Genomic DNA, 17,630 nt, shown 5'->3' on the forward strand with positions numbered 1-17,630 from the left:
GACCGGTTCGGAGACCGTGGAACGGCACCGCCGCCTCTCCTACGGCATCGGCGACACGAAGGCCGGTGACCGGGAAAAGGGCGAATACGGCTTCGACTCCGAAGCCGACGACAGGACCACCTGGTACGGCTCGGTGTTCGCGTTCCCTGTGGTCACCCGTACGGCAAGCACATGGATCACCACCGGCGCAGGGGGCCGGCGGGCTCGGGAAACGCCTCCCAGGCCCGTCCCGGCCCTCCGCCGGGTCGGCCCATGATCGTCGGGCTCCCGGTTCGGGAACCGACGACGTGAGGGCGGTCTCGCCGGCAACAGGGGCGTCGGCGAGACCGCCCGAGGCCTGCCGGGCGCCTGTCAGGCGGGGGCGGGGCCGTACGCGGGTCAGGGGTTCGGCGGGCGCCACATCGGGAACATCGGCGGGCCGCCGGGCATGAATATCGGGTCGCCGAGGTCCTGGTAACCGTGGCGCAGGTAGAGCCTGCGGCTGTGGGTACTGCTGGCCTCCAGGTACGCGGGTATGCCCGCCTCGTCGAGCCCGCGGTGGTACCCCTGGAGCAGCCGGGTCCCCGTCCTTTGCCGCTGGTGCCCGGGGAGCACGGCGAGGAACGCCAGATAGTGGTGCGGTTCGTGAGGATGGCGCTTGTCCATCTCCTCTCCCATCCGCCCGATGCGCTCCGCGTGGGGACCGGCCAGCTCCGCCACCCGGGCGTCCCGGCCGGGGATCTCGGGAAGCGGCTCGACGCCCTTGTGGAACCACACGGCCACGGCGGTCATGTCGGCCGTCGCGTGGACCTCGCCGTGGACGAGGGCGCTCTCGGTGGCCATGGAGAAGAAGGGGGGCATCACCTGGCGGCGGTCGTCGTCCGACGGGATCATCCAGGCCGAGATCTCCTGCTCGTGGAAGGAGGTGGCGATGATCGCGCCGACGGCCTCGGCCGCTCCGGGAACGTTCTGGATGCGGATGATCTCTGTCATTCGGCCCCTCCCACGGCGGCCTGGGCGCCCCGCCCGATGTTCGCGTACACCTTCGGCCGGTTGGACCGCAGGGTGAGTCCCCACACGACGCCGAGCCCCACGGCGACGAAGTAGACGGCGGGCATGATCCAGCGCAGCGGGGAGTCGGAGGCCACGCCGAGCACGGTGTCGAAGTTGATCATGACGAGCGCGATGACCACGACCAGCAGGACCGAGGAGATGCCCGGGGCGATCCTGGTCCGCCAGGCGTTCTCCTCGTTGGGGTTCTTGGAGAAGAAGACCAGCACGGAGACCGAGGTGGCCGCCAGCATCATGAGCAGCCCCAGGCCGCCGAACGATCCGACGGTGAAGAACAGCTGGACGACCGGGTCCAGGCCGAAGGCCGCGTACACGACGATCGTGATCAGCCCGATGACGCTCTGCGCCAGTGAGCCGTTGATCGGGGCGCCGGTCCCGGGGGAGGTGCGACCGAAGGTCTCAGGAAGCACCCTCTCCCTGCCGAGGGCGAAGATGTAACGGGAGATCGTGTTGTGGAAGGCGATCAGCGCGGCGAAGAGGCTCGTCACGAACAGGAGAGAGCCGATGGTGGCGATGGTCGCCCCCAGGTGCCGCCCGGCCAGGTTGAACAGCAGGGCCGAGCTCTGCTCACGTGAGGCGTCGACGATCTTGCCCGAGCCGATCGGCACGGTCATCGCCCAGGACGAGACGGCGTAGAGGCCCGAGATGACGGCGAGCGCGACGTAGGTCGCGATCGGCACCGTACGCCTCGGGTCCTTGGTCTCCTCGGAGAACACCACCGACGACTCGAAGCCCGCGAAGGACGCGATGCAGATCGCGACCACCGCACCGATCCCGGGGACGAAGAGGCTTGCGGGGGAGAAGACGTCGAGGCTGTAGCCCGAGGCCGACGGGTTGATCAGATCCGCGACGTCGAACACGATGACGACGGCTATCTCCGTCAGCAGCAGGACCGACAGGACCTTCCCGTTCACGTCGACCCGCATGAGGCCGAGCACCCCGGTCAGCACCCAGGCGACCAGTCCGATGACCCACCAGGGAGGGGAGCTTCCGAACCAGTCAGTGATCGGCTGCTGGGCCGCCGCGCCGATCATGCCGTAGAGGCCCACCTGGAGCGCGTTGTAGGCCAGCAACGCGACCCACGCGGTCGCCACTCCGATCGGCCTGCCGAGTCCTTTCGCGGTGTAGGCGTAGAACGCCCCGGCGTTGACGACGTAACGGGCCATCGTCACGTAGCCGACGGCGAACAGGCCCAGGATGGCTCCGAGCAGGATGAAGGCGAGCGGTACGCCGGTCACGCCGGTCGCGGCGTAGGCGGAGGTCACCGAACCGCCGATGACAGTCAGCGGCGCCGCCGCCGAGATGACGAAGAACACCACCGACGGCACACCGAGGCGGTCCTGGGCCAGTGCGGCGGAGACGGCGCTGGCCCTTCGTTCTGTCACGGACATGGGGAGGATCCTTGGAGTGAGGGGGGTGGGTTCACCGGCGGCTGATGATGGAGTCACCCACGGCAGCCTCGGTCTGGGCGATCAGTTCCTGGAGCGGCGCCGGGAGGGCGGCGACCGAATCGGAGAGATATCCCGGGTTCTGTTCCCACAGGACGAGCCGGCTGCCGCCGGTCACGACGAGCAGCCCCAGCAGGACGTTGTCCTGGACGTTGAGCGGTTCACGGCGTTGGATCGCCAGGTTGACGCGTCCACCGGGCCACGCCGCGATGTTCACGTCGACCGGTGCCTGCCTCCGCGACGGGCGTCTGCCGGGCGGGCGCAGCAGCCCGTCGGCGGTCATCCGGGCCGCCACGTCGGCGAGCGCCGTACGGGCGAAGAACTGCAACCAGGTATGGAGGCGGTGGGCGGGCTCGGCGATGATGTGGTCCAAGGCGGTCCTGGTGACCGCGTCTCCGGGCGGCGCCGTGTCAAGAACGACGAGCCGTATCTGCCCCGCTGCCAATCCCACGGTTGTCCGCCCGGCGAGCATCAGCTCTCCCAGGATGGCGGCGGCCAGCCCCAGACCGGCCAGGCGGGCGTGAAGCCGCGGCCGGCCGGTCGAGTTGTCATGCATGACAAAGAACAGGTCGTCGGCCAATCGGGTTCTTGGGGGATTAACTCCAACCACGAACGGCGATCGTATAGCTAAATCATTAAATCTGTCATTATGTGAACGAAGTTCCGGATCCGGACATAGCTCAGCCTGGTGAGATCCGAAGAAACGGACAGGCGGCCGACAACCTGGAGCTGTGTCGAACGGTCTATCGAAAGTTCCGCCGAATTTGGGAATTCGCCTATTTTTGGCCGGTCGCGGACGGGCGTCGGGGGGCGGTCCGTCAAGGCCTCCCAGGGCCGGAACAACCCCGGTCAGAAGGCTCCCGAGGGTGCCGTCTCGTGAATCCCATGGGGTTTAATACGGTGTTTTTTGGTATTTTCAGACTGGCGTAATACCCCTACGGACCTCCTCGTCGTGACGGTCGGCTCCCGGCCGTCCTGGAGTTCCAGCTGTGTCGCCCGGTTCTCCGGCCCTCACCTCCGGCCAGGGACGGCATGGGCCGGGGCGGTCGGCGTGAGGGGGGCCGCTCCCGAATACAGGCAGGCGGCCCGATCTCCGGGAGCCGACGAGAGGCGCGGGAGGAATGACCGGCCGTGCTCGCCCCGTGCGGGACCTGCTGGACACCTGTTGGACGCAGCCGTCGGTTCGAGACGAGCGGTCGGCCGGTCATGACGGCGGGCGTGGAGCGGTGAGGGCGCTTCCGGACGGGTCGCCCCCGCGCTCAGAAGGCGCGGCCGTCCTCGCCGATGTCTCCTTCGGCTTCGATGCGTTCCTTGCGGACCTGTTCGGTGATGGTCTCCTCGTCGGTGACCTTCTCGGTGGTCATCCGGACCCGTTCCACCGGGACGGTGTTCTTCTCCACCACCGCCCGTTCCTCGTGCAGGGTCACCTCGTGCTCGGCCTCGGAGATGTCCGGGCCCCGCAGCGCGGCGTCCCGGTTCTCCTCGGTGATCGGCTCGCGCTCGATGCGTACCTCCTCTCGGGTGACCGGCACGGTGACCTGCTGCTCCTCGGTGACCACGTACTTCCGCAGCCGCGCCCGGCCGATCTCGTGGCTCTCGGTGTGGGTCGTCAGCCGCTCCTCCGAGCGGGTCATCGCGTCGTCGCCGGTGAGGTCCGCGCGTCCGGCCTCCCGCTCCCGGCCGACGGAGCCCAGGCGCTCGCGCTCCCGCTGGCCGCCGGTGTGCGCCCAGCCGGTCTCACCCGGCTGGTTGGCCTCCCTCCAGGAGGCGTCCAGGTCGATGCCGTAGTAGTTGTACAGCTCGCGCTCCTCCTGTGGCGACATGTGGCCGCCGGACTCGACGTCGATGTTGGGAGCGTCCTTGATGCGGTCCTTGTCGTAGGCGACCTCGACGTGGTCGCCGACCACGTCGGCGCCCTGGATGGGGACGAAGGTCTCGTTGATGCCGAACAGCCCGGTCCGCACGCACAGCCACTCGGGGCGACCGGTGTTGTCGTCGAGGTAGACGTGCTTGACCTTGCCGATCTTGTCCCCGTGGTTGTCGTAGACGGTCTGGTCGATCACCGCTGAGATCTGGTTCTGGGTAATCATCCGGTTTCTCCCTTTTTGTCCGACTCTCTACCGCGTACCGCGATGCCGTGAAAGAAAACCTGATCGGCGGATTTCCCTGTCTCCTCGGGGGTGCGGGCGCCACCGGGAGGCCGGGAAGGGCGGGAACGGCGGTTCGACATCGATCGACCCCGGAACGCCTCCCGGCGGGATGGGCACCATGACGTCGGAGTACTCCGGTTGGCAGCCGCCGCCGGATCCGTCACCAAAGCTGGTGGAGTGGGCAAAGAACGCATGAAATCGCCTCATGCGGGCTCGTGGGAGAAGGCCAGGTCAGCCCGGACCGTGCACCGTCGGGTCATGGCCGGCCGAGCGCCGGTTGTCGAGGTCGAACTCGCGGGGCGTCGTGACGGCTGTGTCGCCGTAGAGCCTGAACAGGCGGATCCCGCTGTCGTCCTGGTCGCTCTGTTCCTCCAGCAGCGACCAGCAGCGCGCGGTCAGGGCGCGGGCTCGGGCGCCGGGCCAGGACGGGGGGAGAAGCTCGGGAGGAAGGAGCGGGTCCGCCTCCATCGCGCGGGTGAACTCCGCGGCCAGCTCCACCGCGACGGTCAGCCGCTGCGCCCCGGACAGATCGGCGGAATCCTCGATGAGCGCGAGCCGGGGCTCCGCCACCGCGGCGAGCCGGTCGTAACGTTCGGCGATCTCGTCCAGCGGCCACATGGCGCGGGTGAGCGCGACGGGATCGGTCTCCTCGCCGCGACGGAGGTCTCGGGTGGTCAGGAAGGTGACGTGGTTGAGGATGTCCAGGCGGCGGGCGTGCTCCTCGACGTACGGCTCCCAAGGATTGGCGCTGAGGTAGAGGCCCCCGTGGATGGCGGCGCCGCCGAGGAAGGTGAGGCAGGCGCGCAGCGCGTCGCGGGCGGGCCGCGCGCTCTCCGGTACGGCGAAGCCGACGAGGTGCCAGGCGCCGTCCCAGGGGGCGAGCCCGGCGTCCTGGCGGAAGGCGTGGGTGACGAACTCGACGTCGAGGCCCATCGCGCGTTCGGTGCCGCCGGTGGCGCGCAGGATCGCCTTGCGCCCTCGTCCCTCCTGGACGAAGCGTCCCTCGGCGACCAGGCGTTTGATGCACAGGCGAACCTGCTGGTCGTTCATGCGCAGCAGGTTCGCGGTCGCGTAGAGGTCGCCGGCGTCGACCGTGAGGTCGGTGCGGACGAGCGCTTCGACGAGCATCCGGGTGGGGACATGGACGTCCATGCTGCGGCCCTCCAAAAGAACTATCGTATTGGGCTCGATAGTCGAATGCATGAAAGATTCTGTGTCGGGCGCCGATGTTCCGTGGTCATGGGGTGTGGTCCACCCTGACGACCTCGTCGCGGCCGGTGCGGGGCGGGTCGCAGTGGGCGGCCAGCTCGTCGAAGTATCTTGCCGGGTCGAGTACGGCGTCCGGCGAGTGGACGCCGGGGGTGCGCACCGTGCCGTCGAGGATCTGCGCCGCCGCGAGCGACAGAGGGATCCCGGTCATCCTGGCCATCCCGCGCGGCGAGGCGATCAGCCTCGCGCCGACCCGGTACGGCCGGCCGTACCGGAGTCCGGTGGCCAGTGCGAAGAAGGGGGGAAGTGAGCCGGGGCCGCGCAGAGAGAGCCGACGTATGGCCGAGCGGGCGAAGCGGGCGGCGGTCGGGGTCTCGATCGCGGCGGCGGCCTGTTCCAGGGAGAGCCTTCCCCGGTCGACCTCATCGCGCAGGGTCATCAGGTAGGCGGCCGTCTCCGGCCTGACCACCATGACGCAGGCGGAGTCGCGGGTGACCGAGCAGGTCGCCGGGAGGGTCAGCGGTTCGGGATGGCCGACGGTGTAGACGGTTCCGGTGCCCAGCCCGGGGTAGTCGAGCCGGACGGGTTCGAGCGGCGGGCCCTCGGCGGGTTCCCCGCCCGACCAAGTCATGATTTTTCCTGACAGCTGGTGCATCCAGTGGACGAGGGCGGCCGAGTTTCCGTCGGACGCGTCGTCGGCGGGGTCGTCTCCGACGAACGGGACGTCCACCGGCCAGGCGGTGAAGACGTCTTCGACGGTGTCCAGTTCTCGGCTCGCCAGCGCGGCCAGCATGTTGCCGGTGCCCGGGCTGGCCCCGGCTCCGACCACGGCGATCACGCCCGCCTCCCGCGCCTCGGCGTCCATGGCGAGCATGTCCAGCGTCGGTTCCCAGTCGTCGCAGATGTCGGCGTAATGGGTACGGCTCTCGATCGCCGCCCGCAGGATCGGCACACCGAGCCGGAAGAAGGGGCCGGTGGTGTTGAGGACCAGGTCGGCATCGTGGAAGAGCTCGCGGAGCCGTACCGGGTCCGAGGCGTCCACCGGCGCGACCGAGACGCCCGGGAAGCGGGCGGCCAGGCGTTCGGCGGCCGCGGTGTCACGGTCGGCGATCGCCAGTTCCGCGATGTCCGCGCGCCCGGCGAGCGCCTCGACGACGGGTCCGCCCATCGCTCCGGCTCCGCCCAGCGCGACCACACGGTATCGCTCGCCCATCGAAGACCATCCCCTTACGGACGTTGAGGAACGCCGGCCACAGCCGCTGGTACCTGGGCGTGGAATGCCGGTCGAGGTAGGTGGGATCGGACAGGAACCGGAGGACGCCCTCGCGCGGGTACCGCCTGGTCTGCTCTCCCACCTGCCGAACGGGGCCGCTCCGGAGGCGTGGTTCCTCCATGGTCACCGCCCGTGCTTCTTCACGAAGTCGGTGAGTGAGTCGAGGTAGCCGGGTACGTAGAGCGAACGGGGGGCGGCGACGTACGTGATCAGACCCCGGACGCTGCCGGGGGTGTCCAGTTCGTACCTGGCCGCGCTGTGGGAGCCGCCCCGGAGCGTCTCGACCGTGAGCAGGCCCTGGGGGACGCCCGCGCGATAGGCGGCCTCGGTCTCCTTGACGTCGACGTTGCGGTCGTGGTCCCCGAGCACGAGAAGAGTCGGGGTGCGCACCCTCGGAAGCTGGTCCGTGACATCGGCGCGGAAGTTCCGGAGAACGAACCGCCACCGGTCCTTGCTCATCGGCGGGTCGTCCAGCCTGGAGGCGAGGTACTCGTCATACCCGGCGCCTTCCTCAAGAAGGCGGATCTGGGCGGCACGTCGGCGGAGTTCGGCGCCGAGCCTGTCGTCCGGCGCGCCCTGGTCCTGGAGTTCGGTCCGCAGGTTGTACTCGCCCTGCCGCAACCAGTTCACCGCCGCCCCTACCAGGATCATGAAGCGCAGGTCGGTACGGTCTCCCGCCACCTTGGGCAGCACCCAGCCGCCCTGGCTGATCCCCCACACTCCCAGCCGATTCGGGTCGATCTCCGGTCGCCGCTTCGCCCAGTCCAGCGCGGCGTCGACCTCCGCGCTGCGATCGCTCATGCTCTGGTGGAGCCAGTTCCCCGGCGCGCCGTCGACGCCGGGCTTGTTCCAGGACAGCGAGGCGTATCCGGCACGTGCGAACGCCTCCCAGATCGGCCGGTAGAACCCGTCCCTGGAGGCGTCCGCCACTCCGTCCCCGTGAGCGAGGACAACCAGCCCTCGCGGCCCCTTCCCCTCCGTCGGCAGCGCGAGCACCGCCTTCAGCGGCTGCTTCGGACCGGGGATGGTCACCCGCACCTCGCGTACGGCGAAATCGTTCTGCACGACGATCCACGCACCGGCCCCGGCGACCAGGACGAGCACGCAGGCGAGGGCGATCCAGAGTGGTCCGACCCGCTTCCTTGCTTTCATGTAACTATCGTAATGAATACGATCGTAGGATTGTCAATAGAAAATTGGTCATGCCGGTACCGTGGCCATCGGCGCCCGCCTCGGAACGGATGGGCCGTGACCAGGCCGAACCCGTGCGCCACCAGGCGGTGGGGGACGGAGAGCCGGGCACGGCGGGGCGCCATCCCTGCCCCGCCGTACCGTTCAGGCCGATGACGTGCGGAAACGCGTTAAGGACAGACCTGCTGGTAGGGCTGTCCGGGGATGTACTGCCGCCATTCCTGCGGGGTGAGGGAACGGCCCACGACGGCGCAGACCTCCGCGGAGGGGTCCTCCGGTATCCTCTCCTGCCACAGCCGGATGGTTCTGTCCTCTCCGCCGCCGGCCAGGGTGGTGCCATCGGGGCTGAAGGCGACGGTGTTCACTGAGCCGTTGTGTCCCATCAGTGGGGCGCCGATCGGGTGGCGGGTGGCCACGTCCCACAGGCGGACGGTCCTGTCCGTTCCACCGCTGGCCAGGGTGGTGCCGTCGGGACTGAAGGCCACCGTGTTCACCGAACTGCCGTGTCCCATCAGGGAGGTACCGATCGGCTGGTGGGTGGCCACGTTCCACAACTGGACGACGCCGTACCAGCTGCCGGTGGCCAGCAGGCGGCCGTCGGGGCTGAAGGCCACCGTGTTCACCGCGCCGCTGTGGCTCAGGAGGGGGGCGCCGATCGGCTGGTGGGTGGTCACGTCCCACAGCTGGGTGGCGCCGTACCAGTTCCCGGTGGCCAGCTTGGTGCCGTCCGGGCTGAAGGCCAGCGTGTTCACCGCGCCCTGGCTCCCCTTGGGGGTGAGGGTACCGATCGGGCGGCGGGTGGCGGCGCTCCAGAGGTGAACGCTCGTGTCGCTGCCGGAGGCGGCCAGCAGGCGGCCGTCCGGGCTGAAGGCCAGCGTGGCGATGCCGCCGGCGGAGCCGGTCACGGGAACGCCGATCGGGCGGCGTGCCGTGACGTCCCAGAGCCGGAAAGTCTTGTCGTTCCCGCCGCTGGCCAGCAGGCGGCTGTCCGGGCTGAAGGCCACGGTGGTGACATCGAGCGTGTGGCCGGTCAGAAGGACACTGTTCTCGTGGCGCGCGGAGGTGTTCCACAACCGGATGGTCCCGTCGTCGCTGGAACTGGCCAGGATGCCGCCGTCCGGGCTGAACGCGATATCCGTGATCGGGCCGGTGTGGCCGCTCAACGGGACGCCGATGGAGCTCTGGGTGTGGGCGTCCCACAACTGGATGCGTTTTTCGCCCTTGCCGACGATGGCCAGCGTGGCGCCGTTCGGACTGAACGCCAGTTCGCTGGTGTAGCCGGTGGGCAGCGGATGGCCGACCCGCCCGTGAGTGGCGACGTTCCACAACTGCACGTTCGCGTTGTCGCCGAAAGTGGCGACGGTGGCGCCGTCGGCGCTGAACCTCACCCGAGGGGAGGGGCCGACGTCACCGTCGAACAACGGACCGTTCATGCGACGGGTGGCCAGGTCCCAGCTTTGCACGTGCGTCTCGTTGACGTAACTGGTGGCGAAAGTGGCGCCGTCGGGACTGAAGGCCACGCCGGTCACGCCGTGGGCGGGAGTGGCGGGCAGGGTGACGGCCGGGCGGCGGGTGGCGACATCCCACACCTGGACGTTCCCGCTGTCGCCGACGGTGTTCAGCCTGGTGCCGTCCGGGCTGAACACCACGAGGGCGACGGCGGTGGTGTGACCGGTGGACAGGGTCGCGGTCAGGCGGCGGCCTGCGACGTCCCACAGCCGTACGTCCTCGCCGGCGCCCGCGGTGGCCAGCAGGCGGCCGTCCGGGCTGAAGGCCATGGTGCGGACATCGCTGTCGCGGGCGGGACCGGCGGGCAGAGTGGCGACGAGGTGACGAGCGGCGACCTGCCACAGTTGCACACTTCCATCGGTGCCCGCGGCGGCCAGCAGGCCGCCGTCCGGGCTGAAGGCCACGGTGGTGACGCCCCCGGCCGGGTTGTTCAGGACGCCGTCCAGGGCGCCGGTCAGTGTGGTGAGCATGGTGTAGCGGGCCTCGGCGGTGGGGGTGAAGTGCCAGGACGCCGCGGCCAGCAGTCCGGCCAGGGCCGGGTCGGTGGCGGCCAGTTCGTCGCTGCTCTTGGCGACGAGCCGGGCCAGGACCTCCCGGCCGCGGGCGTCGGCCTGGCGGGCCGCGGTGATGGCCACCCCGGCGGCGGCCGAGGCCAGGACGCTCAGGACGGTCAGCGCGGCCACCGCCAGACGTGCCAGCTTCCTGCGCCGGACGGTGGCGCGTTCGGCCTGGTCCGCCGCCTCGACGGAGGCCCGCAGGAAGGCGCTCTCCAGCGAGGTGAGGTCCTGCGGGTGGGCCAGCAGGGGCCGGGCGGCGCTCAGGCGGGTTCCCCGGTACAGGGCACCGGGGTCACCACCGAGTTCCTGCCAGCCGGTGGCGGCCTCGGTCAGGTGCCGTTGCACGCGTAACAGCTCGCGTTCCTGATCGATCCATTCGCCCAGGCGCGGCCAGGAGGAGATGAGGGCCTCGTGAGCGAGTTCGGCGGTGTCCTCGTGCAGGGTCACCAGCCTGGTGGCGGCCAGCTGTTCCAGCACCTCGGCGGCGTCGGGGCTCGTGTCGGGAAGCAGCTCGGCGTAGGAGGCGGGGCGGCGGGTGTCTGCCGCCTGCTCACCCGGGTTGATCAGCCGCAGCAGGATCCGCTGTGCCTGGTGGGCCTGGGCGTCCGACAAGTTCGCGTACAGCTGTTCGGCGGTGGCCGTGATCGCCCCATGTATGCCGCCGGCCCGCTCGTAACCGGACAGGGTCAGGGCGTTGCCGCGACGGCGTCGCCAGGTCTCCCGCAGGGCGTGCGAAACCAGCGGCAGGACGTTCGCCTGCCCCGCGGCGTCGGCGATGAGGCGGGCCAGCAGCGCGCTTTCGACCACACAGCCCGCCTGCACCGCGGGCCGGCTGATGGCTCGGCGCAGCTCCTCGACGTTCATCGCCCCGACCAGCAGGTGGGACTCCCGCAGCGCCGCAAGGAGATCGGTGTGTTCGGCGCAGCGGGCGTAGAAGTCGGCGCGTACCCCGAGGACGACACGGACGCGGCTGTTGGCCGCCCGGGCGGCGGTGACCAGCGCCTCGATGAACCGGGCACGCTCGTCGGCGTCTCGGCACAGGGCGAAGACCTCTTCGAACTGGTCCACGACCACCAGCAGTTCGCTGTCCGCGGGCCGGTCGGTCAGCGCCTGCAACACGGCCAGATGCAGGGCACGCGGGGTTTCGTCCAGTTCCTTGCGCAGGGTGGCGGCCGATTCATGACCCAAGGTGGCCAGGCGCGCGGCACATTCGTCCAGGGGATGCGGTCCGGGCGTGAACAGCAACGTCGGCCAGGAAGCCGTTTTCTGTTCCTTTCCGAACGCGGACAGTAACCCGGCCCGCAACAACGACGACTTTCCCGCCCCTGATGCGCCGAGCACCATGAGAAAACGGTGTTCGCGCACGCAGGTCATCAGCTCCTCGGTGAGCCGCTCCCTGCCGAAGAACCAATCGGCGTCTTCCGTTTGAAAAGCAGTCAGGCCGAAGTAGGGATTCCGCTTCTTATCGCTTTCGGCCTTGGTGTTCCCTTCGGCCGATTCTGCGGCGACCGTCTTCCATCGGTCCTCCCATTCATGCACGTCACCTCCGCATGCCTGTACATAGGCGATCGTCACGGCGAGGCTCGGTAGTTTCCGGCCCGCCGCCGCGTCGGCCAGCGTCGCCGCTGAATAGTGAGCCCGGCTCGCCAATTCTCGATAAGGAGGTCCCCCCGATTTCGCGCGTAACAGCCGCAGGTCAGCAGCGAAACGCGTTAACGCACTGTCGTTGTCGTCCAAGGGACGCTCGGCTCGCGGCATCTCCACCCCCGCCCATCAGGTCACCGAGCCATTGTCCGGTGCTTGTTGTCTGGTGTGCAGCCTTCGATACCGGACAACGAACTATGGCTAGGAATGGTTCGCAGACGGACGGCGAGAGCCGGATCCTCGCGAAGCCCCGACTGCGGGGCGGCGGCAGAGAAAAGAAGAGGAAATGAATGCGTTGATTTCCACGACCGGGGGATACGTGAACGAGCAGCCAAAACGACTGTTGAACAAAACACCGGCCACCGCGGAGACCGATCACTGGCTCGCCAAAGCCGACGCGCTGGCGTCGGTGATCGACGAGCACCGGGAACAGGCCGAGTACGAACGGGTGACTCCCGCGCCCGTCATCGACGCGCTCCGGGCCGCGGGCGTCCACCGCATGTGGGTGTCCAAGGACTTCGGCGGCGGCCAGGTGAGCCTGAGAACCGGATCGGCCGTCATCCAGCGTCTGGCGGCCGCCAACCCGTCGGTCGCCTGGCAGATGGGCGTGCAGGGGGCGATCGGACGGCTGTCGGACTACCTGCCCGAGCAGACCGCCCGCAAGCTCTTCGCGGAGAACGACACGCTTGTGGTCGGCGGCGTCAACCCGTCGGGACGGGCGGTCCCGGTCGACGGCGGGTTCCGGCTGAGCGGCACCTGGGCGTTCGCCAGCGGCTCCGCGCACGCCGACTGGCTGATCTGCGCGGCGGTCGTCACCGGCGAGGACGGTACCCCCCACATGACGGACACCGGGCCGGAGACGCGCATGCTCTTCGTCCCCAAATCCGAGTGCCGGATGCTCGACACCTGGCACACCATCGGCCTGCGGGGCACCGGCAGCGAGCACTTCGAGATCGAGGAGACCTTCGTCACGGAGGACTTCACCGTCGCCGTCGCCGACATGCTCCGGCCGCCGGCCGCCCGGCCGTCCCGGGCGTACGCCATCGGCTACTACGACTTCGGGCCGTTCACCTCGGCGTCGACCGCCGTGGGAACCGCGCAGGGCGCCCTTGAGGCGTTCAAGTCACTGGCCACGAGGAAGACACCGGCGGCGGCGACGAACCCCCTGGCGGGCAGTCACACCGTGCAGGAGAAGCTGGGGCGGGCCGAGGCGCAGCTGCGTGCCGCCCGCCTGGCGCTCGTCGACGCCGCGTGGCACGCGGAAAACTGCGGAGAGGACGGCGGCGACGCGCTCAGCGCGCTGATCCGGCTCACCGCCGCGACCGTCGCGGAGAACGCCACGAGCGTCGTGGACACCGCCTTCCGCCTCGCCGGGACCACGGCGATCTACACCTCAAGCCCGCTGGAGCGTTACTTCCGCGACGTCCACACGGCCGTCAAACACATCACCCTGTCGCACACCCATTTCGAGACGGTCGGCCAGTACCTGCTGGGCGGCCCCCTGATGATGCGACGTTAACGCCGGTCACGTACAGAGGAGAGAGTCATGCAGACCATGAAGGCCGTACAGCTTCTCGCCCCGCGTAAGACGATTCTGGCCGAACTTCCCAAGCCCACGGTTCCGGCCGACGGGCTGCTGATGAAGACGCGATGCGTATCGATCTGTTCAACCGACGTCTCCTTCTTCGAAGGCCACCTGTTCCCCTCCGAATATCCGGTGGTCCTGGGCCACGAGTATCTCGGCGAGGTCGTGGAGATCGGTTCGGAGTTCACCGGCCCGGGTATCGAGGTCGGCGACCGCATCGTCTACTGGGGACAGACCGACTACGACGGCTTCGCCGAATATCGGACACTGCGTCCTATATTCTCCGGAGAGATCAAAACGGATGTCTTCGAGGCCGATCGTAATTTCTATGACGACCGGCGGGCGGCCGCCGTCAAAGTGCCCGGAGAGCTCGACGACCTGCAGGCCTCCTTCATCGAGCCGACGACGGGAGTTCTGCGTTCGGTGCTGGCCAACGCGCCCAGGATCGGCGACCGGGTGCTCATTCTCGGTACCGGGCCCATCGGGATCATCGCAGGAAGCATCATCAAGAAACTGCTGGCGCCGCACTCGGTGGTCTCCGTGGACGCCAATCCGCACCGCAACACCCATGCGGAGGCGCATTTCTCCGAGCGCGCCTACTTCCCGGACGAACTGATCGAGGAAGTGCAGGAGAGCACCTTCGACTACGTCTTCGACTGCCTGCCCACCGTCAATGTGGCGGATCCGGCGAAGGACCCGAGGCGGGTCGCGATGCGCAAGCTCAAACCGCGCGGCAGGTACGTGCTGTACGGCGCGTCCCAGGAGATGCAGAGCTTCGACACGTGGCTGATGCTGGCCAAGGGCATCAACATCAGCGCCTCGCCCTTCGACGTCAGCAGTTTCCCCATGCACCACACGGCCAACGTCATCACCGCCGCCATGCAGATGCTGGTCTCGGGGATCGTCGACGGTAAGCGCCTGCTGTCCACCGTCCACCCGTTCGACGACTACGACGGTCTCGTCAAGATCCTTGAGAACTACCGTACGACCACCGGGCTGAAGACGGTGGTCGACTTCCGGGGGGACGCCTGGTGATCCGGGCCGAGTCCGGCGAGTTCTCCGGCACGGCCGCCGAGATGTCGCGGCCCGCCTGATCCACCCGCGCGCCGGAGGCGATGACGTCTGTGCCCGCGCCGGCGATCCACACGGTGACCGGCGTCCGGCGGCGCGTGAGCGAACCGCGCCGCCGGGCGTCCGGGTACGGCGTCACCCGCTGAGCCGATGACCTCCGGCCGTACCGGTCAACCGGTACGGCCGGGCGGGTCAGGTCCGCCGAGCCTCCCGCACCGTTTCTTTCAGCAGAGAAAGAGATCACCGATGTCCGTTGACGCCGTTTCGTTCCGACAAGCCATGGCCCGGGTCCCCGGCCCGGTGACCGTGGCCACGACCGTCGATGCGGCAGGCCGCCGATGGGGCTTCACCGGTAGCTCCTTCAGCTCCCTATCCCTCGACCCACCCCTCGTCCTGCTGTGCCTGGACCGCTTCGCCAGCACGCACGACGCCTTCACCTCCGCCGACCGCTTCATGGTGAACATCCTGGCGACCGAGCACGTCGAGGTCGCGCAGCGTTTCGCCACCTCCGGGATCGACCGGTTCGCGGCCGGTGACATGCGGCCGTACGAGATGAACCTGCCGGGGCTGCCCGGCGCGCTGGTGCGTCTGGCATGTTCCATGCACGCCGTCCTCGACGGCGGTGACCACAGCATTCTCGTCGGCCGGGTCGAGGAGCTCCACACGGACCCGCACCGGATGCCGTTGCTGTACTGCGACCGCACCTTCACCCGTCTCAAAGCCACAGCCGCCCTTTCCTGACGCCCTTAGAGAAGTGGAGAACGACATCGTGCAAACCGCCGACTACGTGATCGTCGGAGCCGGTTCCGCGGGGTGTGTCCTCGCGCACCGGCTGAGTGCCGACCCGCGCATCAGCGTGGTGCTCGTGGAGGCCGGAGGCCCCAGGCCCGAAGAGCACCCCGAGATCCAGGTCCCCGTGCTGTTCCCCAGAATGTTCGGCAGCGCGCTCGACTGGGGTTTCACCACGGTGCCGCAGACCGGGCTGGACGGTCGTACCATTCCCATTCCCCGTGGTAAGGCCCTTGGCGGTTCCTCCGTGATCAACGCGCAACTGTGGACCCGTGGCCACCCGGCGGACTACGACGGCTGGGCGGCGGCCGGGCTCGACGGATGGGCGCACACGGACCTGCTGCCGTACTTCGATCGGGCCGAGGAGAGGATTCGGCTGGCGGGGATGCGTCATCCCGTCCCCCCGACCGCCGACTTCCTCAGCGCCTGCGCCCAGCTCGGGTACCAGCCGGCCGCCGAGAGGCAGGACGGGTACATCCTCGCCCGCGCCACCCACCGGGACGGCCTCCGCTGGAGCTCGGCGGACGGCTATCTCCGCGAGCCGGGCGAGCGTCCGAACCTCACCCTGGTCACCGGCGGCCTGGTGCGCAGGGTGCTCATGGACGGGACCCGGGCGACCGGCGTCGAGGTGGAGACGGAGAACGGGATTCTCCAGATCGGCGCCGGCCGCGAGGTGATCCTCGCCGCCGGAGCGGTGGGGAGCCCGCACCTGCTCATGCTGTCGGGGATCGGCCCGGCCGGGCAGCTGGCCGCGCACGGCATCCCGGTACGGGTGGACGCCCCCGGAGTCGGCCGCGACCTGACCGACCACCTGGTGGTTCCCCTCGCCTTCGCCGCTCGCGGGTTCGAGTCTCCCGGCGCCGCCGCGGACCTGGAGGACATGCGGCTCTACCTCAAGGAGCGGACCGGATCCCTGAACTCGATCATCTCCGAGGCACTGCTCTTCCTGCGCACCCGCCCCGAGCTGACGGCCCCGGACGTCGAGATCGTCCACCTGACGACCCCCTTCGGCGAGCACGAGTCGGCCGCCGGGGACGGCCTGGCGCTGGGTGTCATCGTGCTGCGTCCCGCCAGCCGGGGAAGCGTCGAGCTGCGCTCGGCCGACCCGCACGACGCGCCGGTCGTCGACCCCCGCTACCTGTCCGACCCGGGCGACACGGACCTGCGGACGGCCATCGCGGGCGTGCGCCAGGCCCACCGGATCCTCGACAGGCCGGACTACGCGCGCTGGCGCGGAGAGCCGCTGACCCCGGGCGCGCTGGCCACCGACGACGCGGACATCGCCGCGTACATCCGGCGGACCGGGCTGAGCATCCACCACCTGGTGAGCACCTGCCGGATGGGGGCCGATCCGCTGTCGGTCGTGGACCCGGGCTTCCGCGTGCGAGGCGCCTCCGGCCTGCGTGTGGTGGACGCCTCGGCGATGCCCGGCATCGTACGGGCGCACACCCACGCCCCGGTCACCATGCTGGCCGAACGCGCGAGTGAGCTCATCCTTCAGGACGGCTGACGCTCCGGCCCCGCAGCGTCTGCTTCTTGGCCTTGTTGCCGCACGTGTTCATCGAGCACCAGCGGCGGGTGCCGGGCCGTGAGGAGTCGAGGAACAGGGCGTGGCAGTCGGGGTCGGCGCACTCGTGGACACGGTCGATGGAGGGGCCGGTGACCAGGTCCACGGCGTCCCTGGCGATGAGCGCGAGGACCGCGGGGACCGGGGCGGCGGCCAGCCATCGCAACCGGCCCGAGCCGTCGAGCTGGGGCGCCGGGACCGGGAGCGCGGCGATCCGGTTCACGGTGTCCCCGGCCGTGGAGAGGGCCGCGGTGAGGGCCGCGGCGCGGGCCGTACCGCCCTCCACCGGTTCACGCGCCGCCGCGACCAGCGTGTGGATCGCCTCCCGCAGCTGTCTCGCCTGGGCGTCGTGACCCACCGCCGCGGCCTCGGGCACCGACTCCCAGGGGCCGAACCGGCCCACCCACGCAGCCAGCGCCGCCGAGTCCGGCAGTTCCTCCTCGGGCCGGGCCGTACCGCGATGCCGCAGCGTACGGATGAAGTCCAGGCACAACCGGCCTGATCCGGATCGGAAGCTCGGCGCTGGCGTCATGAATCAACCCTACTTGCGAACCGGTTTAACTGGTACCGTTTTTGGAACCGGTCAA

13 protein-coding genes are annotated in these 17,630 nt (G+C 69.4%); 4 read left to right on the forward strand and 9 right to left on the reverse strand.

The window, feature by feature from the left end:
- Window positions 1-378 precede the first annotated feature (378 nt).
- The 8 genes from ACFOYY_RS04890 to ACFOYY_RS04925 all read right to left on the reverse strand — a co-directional run bounded on the left by ACFOYY_RS04890 (window position 379) and on the right by ACFOYY_RS04925 (window position 12,145).
- Window positions 379-972 carry a GNAT family N-acetyltransferase gene (locus ACFOYY_RS04890; protein WP_386188189.1) on the reverse strand — a complete coding sequence of 198 codons (594 nt, stop codon included), beginning with the start codon at window positions 970-972 and terminating at the stop codon, window positions 379-381.
- Complete coding sequence (locus ACFOYY_RS04895; RefSeq protein WP_386188191.1) at window positions 969-2,441, reverse strand: APC family permease; 1,473 nt, start codon at window positions 2,439-2,441, stop codon at window positions 969-971. Before ACFOYY_RS04895 ends, ACFOYY_RS04890 begins: the two co-directional genes overlap by 4 nt.
- A gap of 31 nt (window positions 2,442-2,472) precedes the next feature.
- Window positions 2,473-3,108, reverse strand: a complete 636-nt coding sequence (locus ACFOYY_RS04900) for a GOLPH3/VPS74 family protein (RefSeq protein ID WP_352015701.1) — start codon at window positions 3,106-3,108, stop codon at window positions 2,473-2,475.
- A 649-nt stretch (window positions 3,109-3,757) separates the two neighbouring features.
- Window positions 3,758-4,588 carry a PRC and DUF2382 domain-containing protein gene (locus ACFOYY_RS04905; protein ID WP_352015702.1) on the reverse strand — a complete coding sequence of 277 codons (831 nt, stop codon included), beginning with the start codon at window positions 4,586-4,588 and terminating at the stop codon, window positions 3,758-3,760.
- Between the two features lie 291 nt (window positions 4,589-4,879).
- Entirely contained in the window at window positions 4,880-5,800 is a 921-nt protein-coding gene (locus ACFOYY_RS04910) for a PaaX family transcriptional regulator C-terminal domain-containing protein (RefSeq protein ID WP_352015703.1), read from the reverse strand.
- Between the two features lie 85 nt (window positions 5,801-5,885).
- On the reverse strand, window positions 5,886-7,070 hold the full coding sequence (locus ACFOYY_RS04915) for a saccharopine dehydrogenase family protein (RefSeq protein ID WP_386188195.1): 1,185 nt from the start codon (window positions 7,068-7,070) through the stop codon (window positions 5,886-5,888).
- Window positions 7,071-7,253: 183 nt separating this feature from the next.
- Complete coding sequence (locus ACFOYY_RS04920; RefSeq protein ID WP_386188197.1) at window positions 7,254-8,282, reverse strand: alpha/beta hydrolase family protein; 1,029 nt, start codon at window positions 8,280-8,282, stop codon at window positions 7,254-7,256.
- A 209-nt stretch (window positions 8,283-8,491) separates the two neighbouring features.
- Window positions 8,492-12,145, reverse strand: coding sequence for an nSTAND1 domain-containing NTPase (locus tag ACFOYY_RS04925; protein ID WP_386188200.1), 3,654 nt, complete (start codon window positions 12,143-12,145; stop codon window positions 8,492-8,494).
- 172 nt (window positions 12,146-12,317) lie between these two features.
- Here ACFOYY_RS04925 and ACFOYY_RS04930 point away from each other — a divergent pair, with 172 nt between their 5' ends.
- The 4 genes from ACFOYY_RS04930 (at window position 12,318) to ACFOYY_RS04945 (ending at window position 16,986) form a co-directional block, all read left to right on the forward strand.
- Window positions 12,318-13,550 carry an acyl-CoA dehydrogenase family protein gene (locus tag ACFOYY_RS04930; protein WP_386188203.1) on the forward strand — a complete coding sequence of 411 codons (1,233 nt, stop codon included), beginning with the start codon at window positions 12,318-12,320 and terminating at the stop codon, window positions 13,548-13,550.
- A 27-nt stretch (window positions 13,551-13,577) separates the two neighbouring features.
- Window positions 13,578-14,651 carry a zinc-dependent alcohol dehydrogenase gene (locus ACFOYY_RS04935; protein ID WP_386188206.1) on the forward strand — a complete coding sequence of 358 codons (1,074 nt, stop codon included), beginning with the start codon at window positions 13,578-13,580 and terminating at the stop codon, window positions 14,649-14,651.
- A 282-nt stretch (window positions 14,652-14,933) separates the two neighbouring features.
- Window positions 14,934-15,428, forward strand: coding sequence for a flavin reductase family protein (locus tag ACFOYY_RS04940; protein ID WP_352015709.1), 495 nt, complete (start codon window positions 14,934-14,936; stop codon window positions 15,426-15,428).
- Window positions 15,429-15,441: 13 nt separating this feature from the next.
- Window positions 15,442-16,986: a GMC family oxidoreductase gene (locus ACFOYY_RS04945; protein WP_386188209.1), complete on the forward strand. Its 1,545-nt coding sequence runs from the start codon at window positions 15,442-15,444 to the stop codon at window positions 16,984-16,986.
- Here the strand turns inward: ACFOYY_RS04945 and ACFOYY_RS04950 are convergent.
- Window positions 16,967-17,575, reverse strand: a complete 609-nt coding sequence (locus ACFOYY_RS04950) for a CGNR zinc finger domain-containing protein (protein ID WP_386188211.1) — start codon at window positions 17,573-17,575, stop codon at window positions 16,967-16,969. The two genes, ACFOYY_RS04945 and ACFOYY_RS04950, sit on opposite strands and share 20 nt — an antisense overlap.
- Window positions 17,576-17,630 lie beyond the last annotated feature (55 nt).

The sequence above is a fragment of the Streptosporangium jomthongense genome, from assembly GCF_042650425.1.
GTDB lineage: Bacteria > Actinomycetota > Actinomycetes > Streptosporangiales > Streptosporangiaceae > Streptosporangium.

Bases quoted from the DNA above. Each gene is read 5' to 3' on its own strand.
- ACFOYY_RS04890 (WP_386188189.1), bottom strand. From the start codon at position 972: ATGACAGAGATCATCCGCATCCAGAACGTTCCCGGAGCGGCCGAGGCC.
- ACFOYY_RS04895 (WP_386188191.1), bottom strand. From the start codon at position 2,441: ATGTCCGTGACAGAACGAAGGGCCAGCGCCGTCTCCGCCGCACTGGCC.
- ACFOYY_RS04905 (WP_352015702.1), bottom strand. From the start codon at position 4,588: ATGATTACCCAGAACCAGATCTCAGCGGTGATCGACCAGACCGTCTAC.
- ACFOYY_RS04910 (WP_352015703.1), bottom strand. From the start codon at position 5,800: ATGGACGTCCATGTCCCCACCCGGATGCTCGTCGAAGCGCTCGTCCGC.
- ACFOYY_RS04915 (WP_386188195.1), bottom strand. From the start codon at position 7,070: ATGGGCGAGCGATACCGTGTGGTCGCGCTGGGCGGAGCCGGAGCGATG.
- ACFOYY_RS04920 (WP_386188197.1), bottom strand. From the start codon at position 8,282: ATGAAAGCAAGGAAGCGGGTCGGACCACTCTGGATCGCCCTCGCCTGC.
- ACFOYY_RS04925 (WP_386188200.1), bottom strand. From the start codon at position 12,145: ATGCCGCGAGCCGAGCGTCCCTTGGACGACAACGACAGTGCGTTAACG.
- ACFOYY_RS04930 (WP_386188203.1), top strand. From the start codon at position 12,318: ATGAATGCGTTGATTTCCACGACCGGGGGATACGTGAACGAGCAGCCA.
- ACFOYY_RS04935 (WP_386188206.1), top strand. From the start codon at position 13,578: ATGCAGACCATGAAGGCCGTACAGCTTCTCGCCCCGCGTAAGACGATT.
- ACFOYY_RS04940 (WP_352015709.1), top strand. From the start codon at position 14,934: ATGTCCGTTGACGCCGTTTCGTTCCGACAAGCCATGGCCCGGGTCCCC.
- ACFOYY_RS04950 (WP_386188211.1), bottom strand. From the start codon at position 17,575: ATGACGCCAGCGCCGAGCTTCCGATCCGGATCAGGCCGGTTGTGCCTG.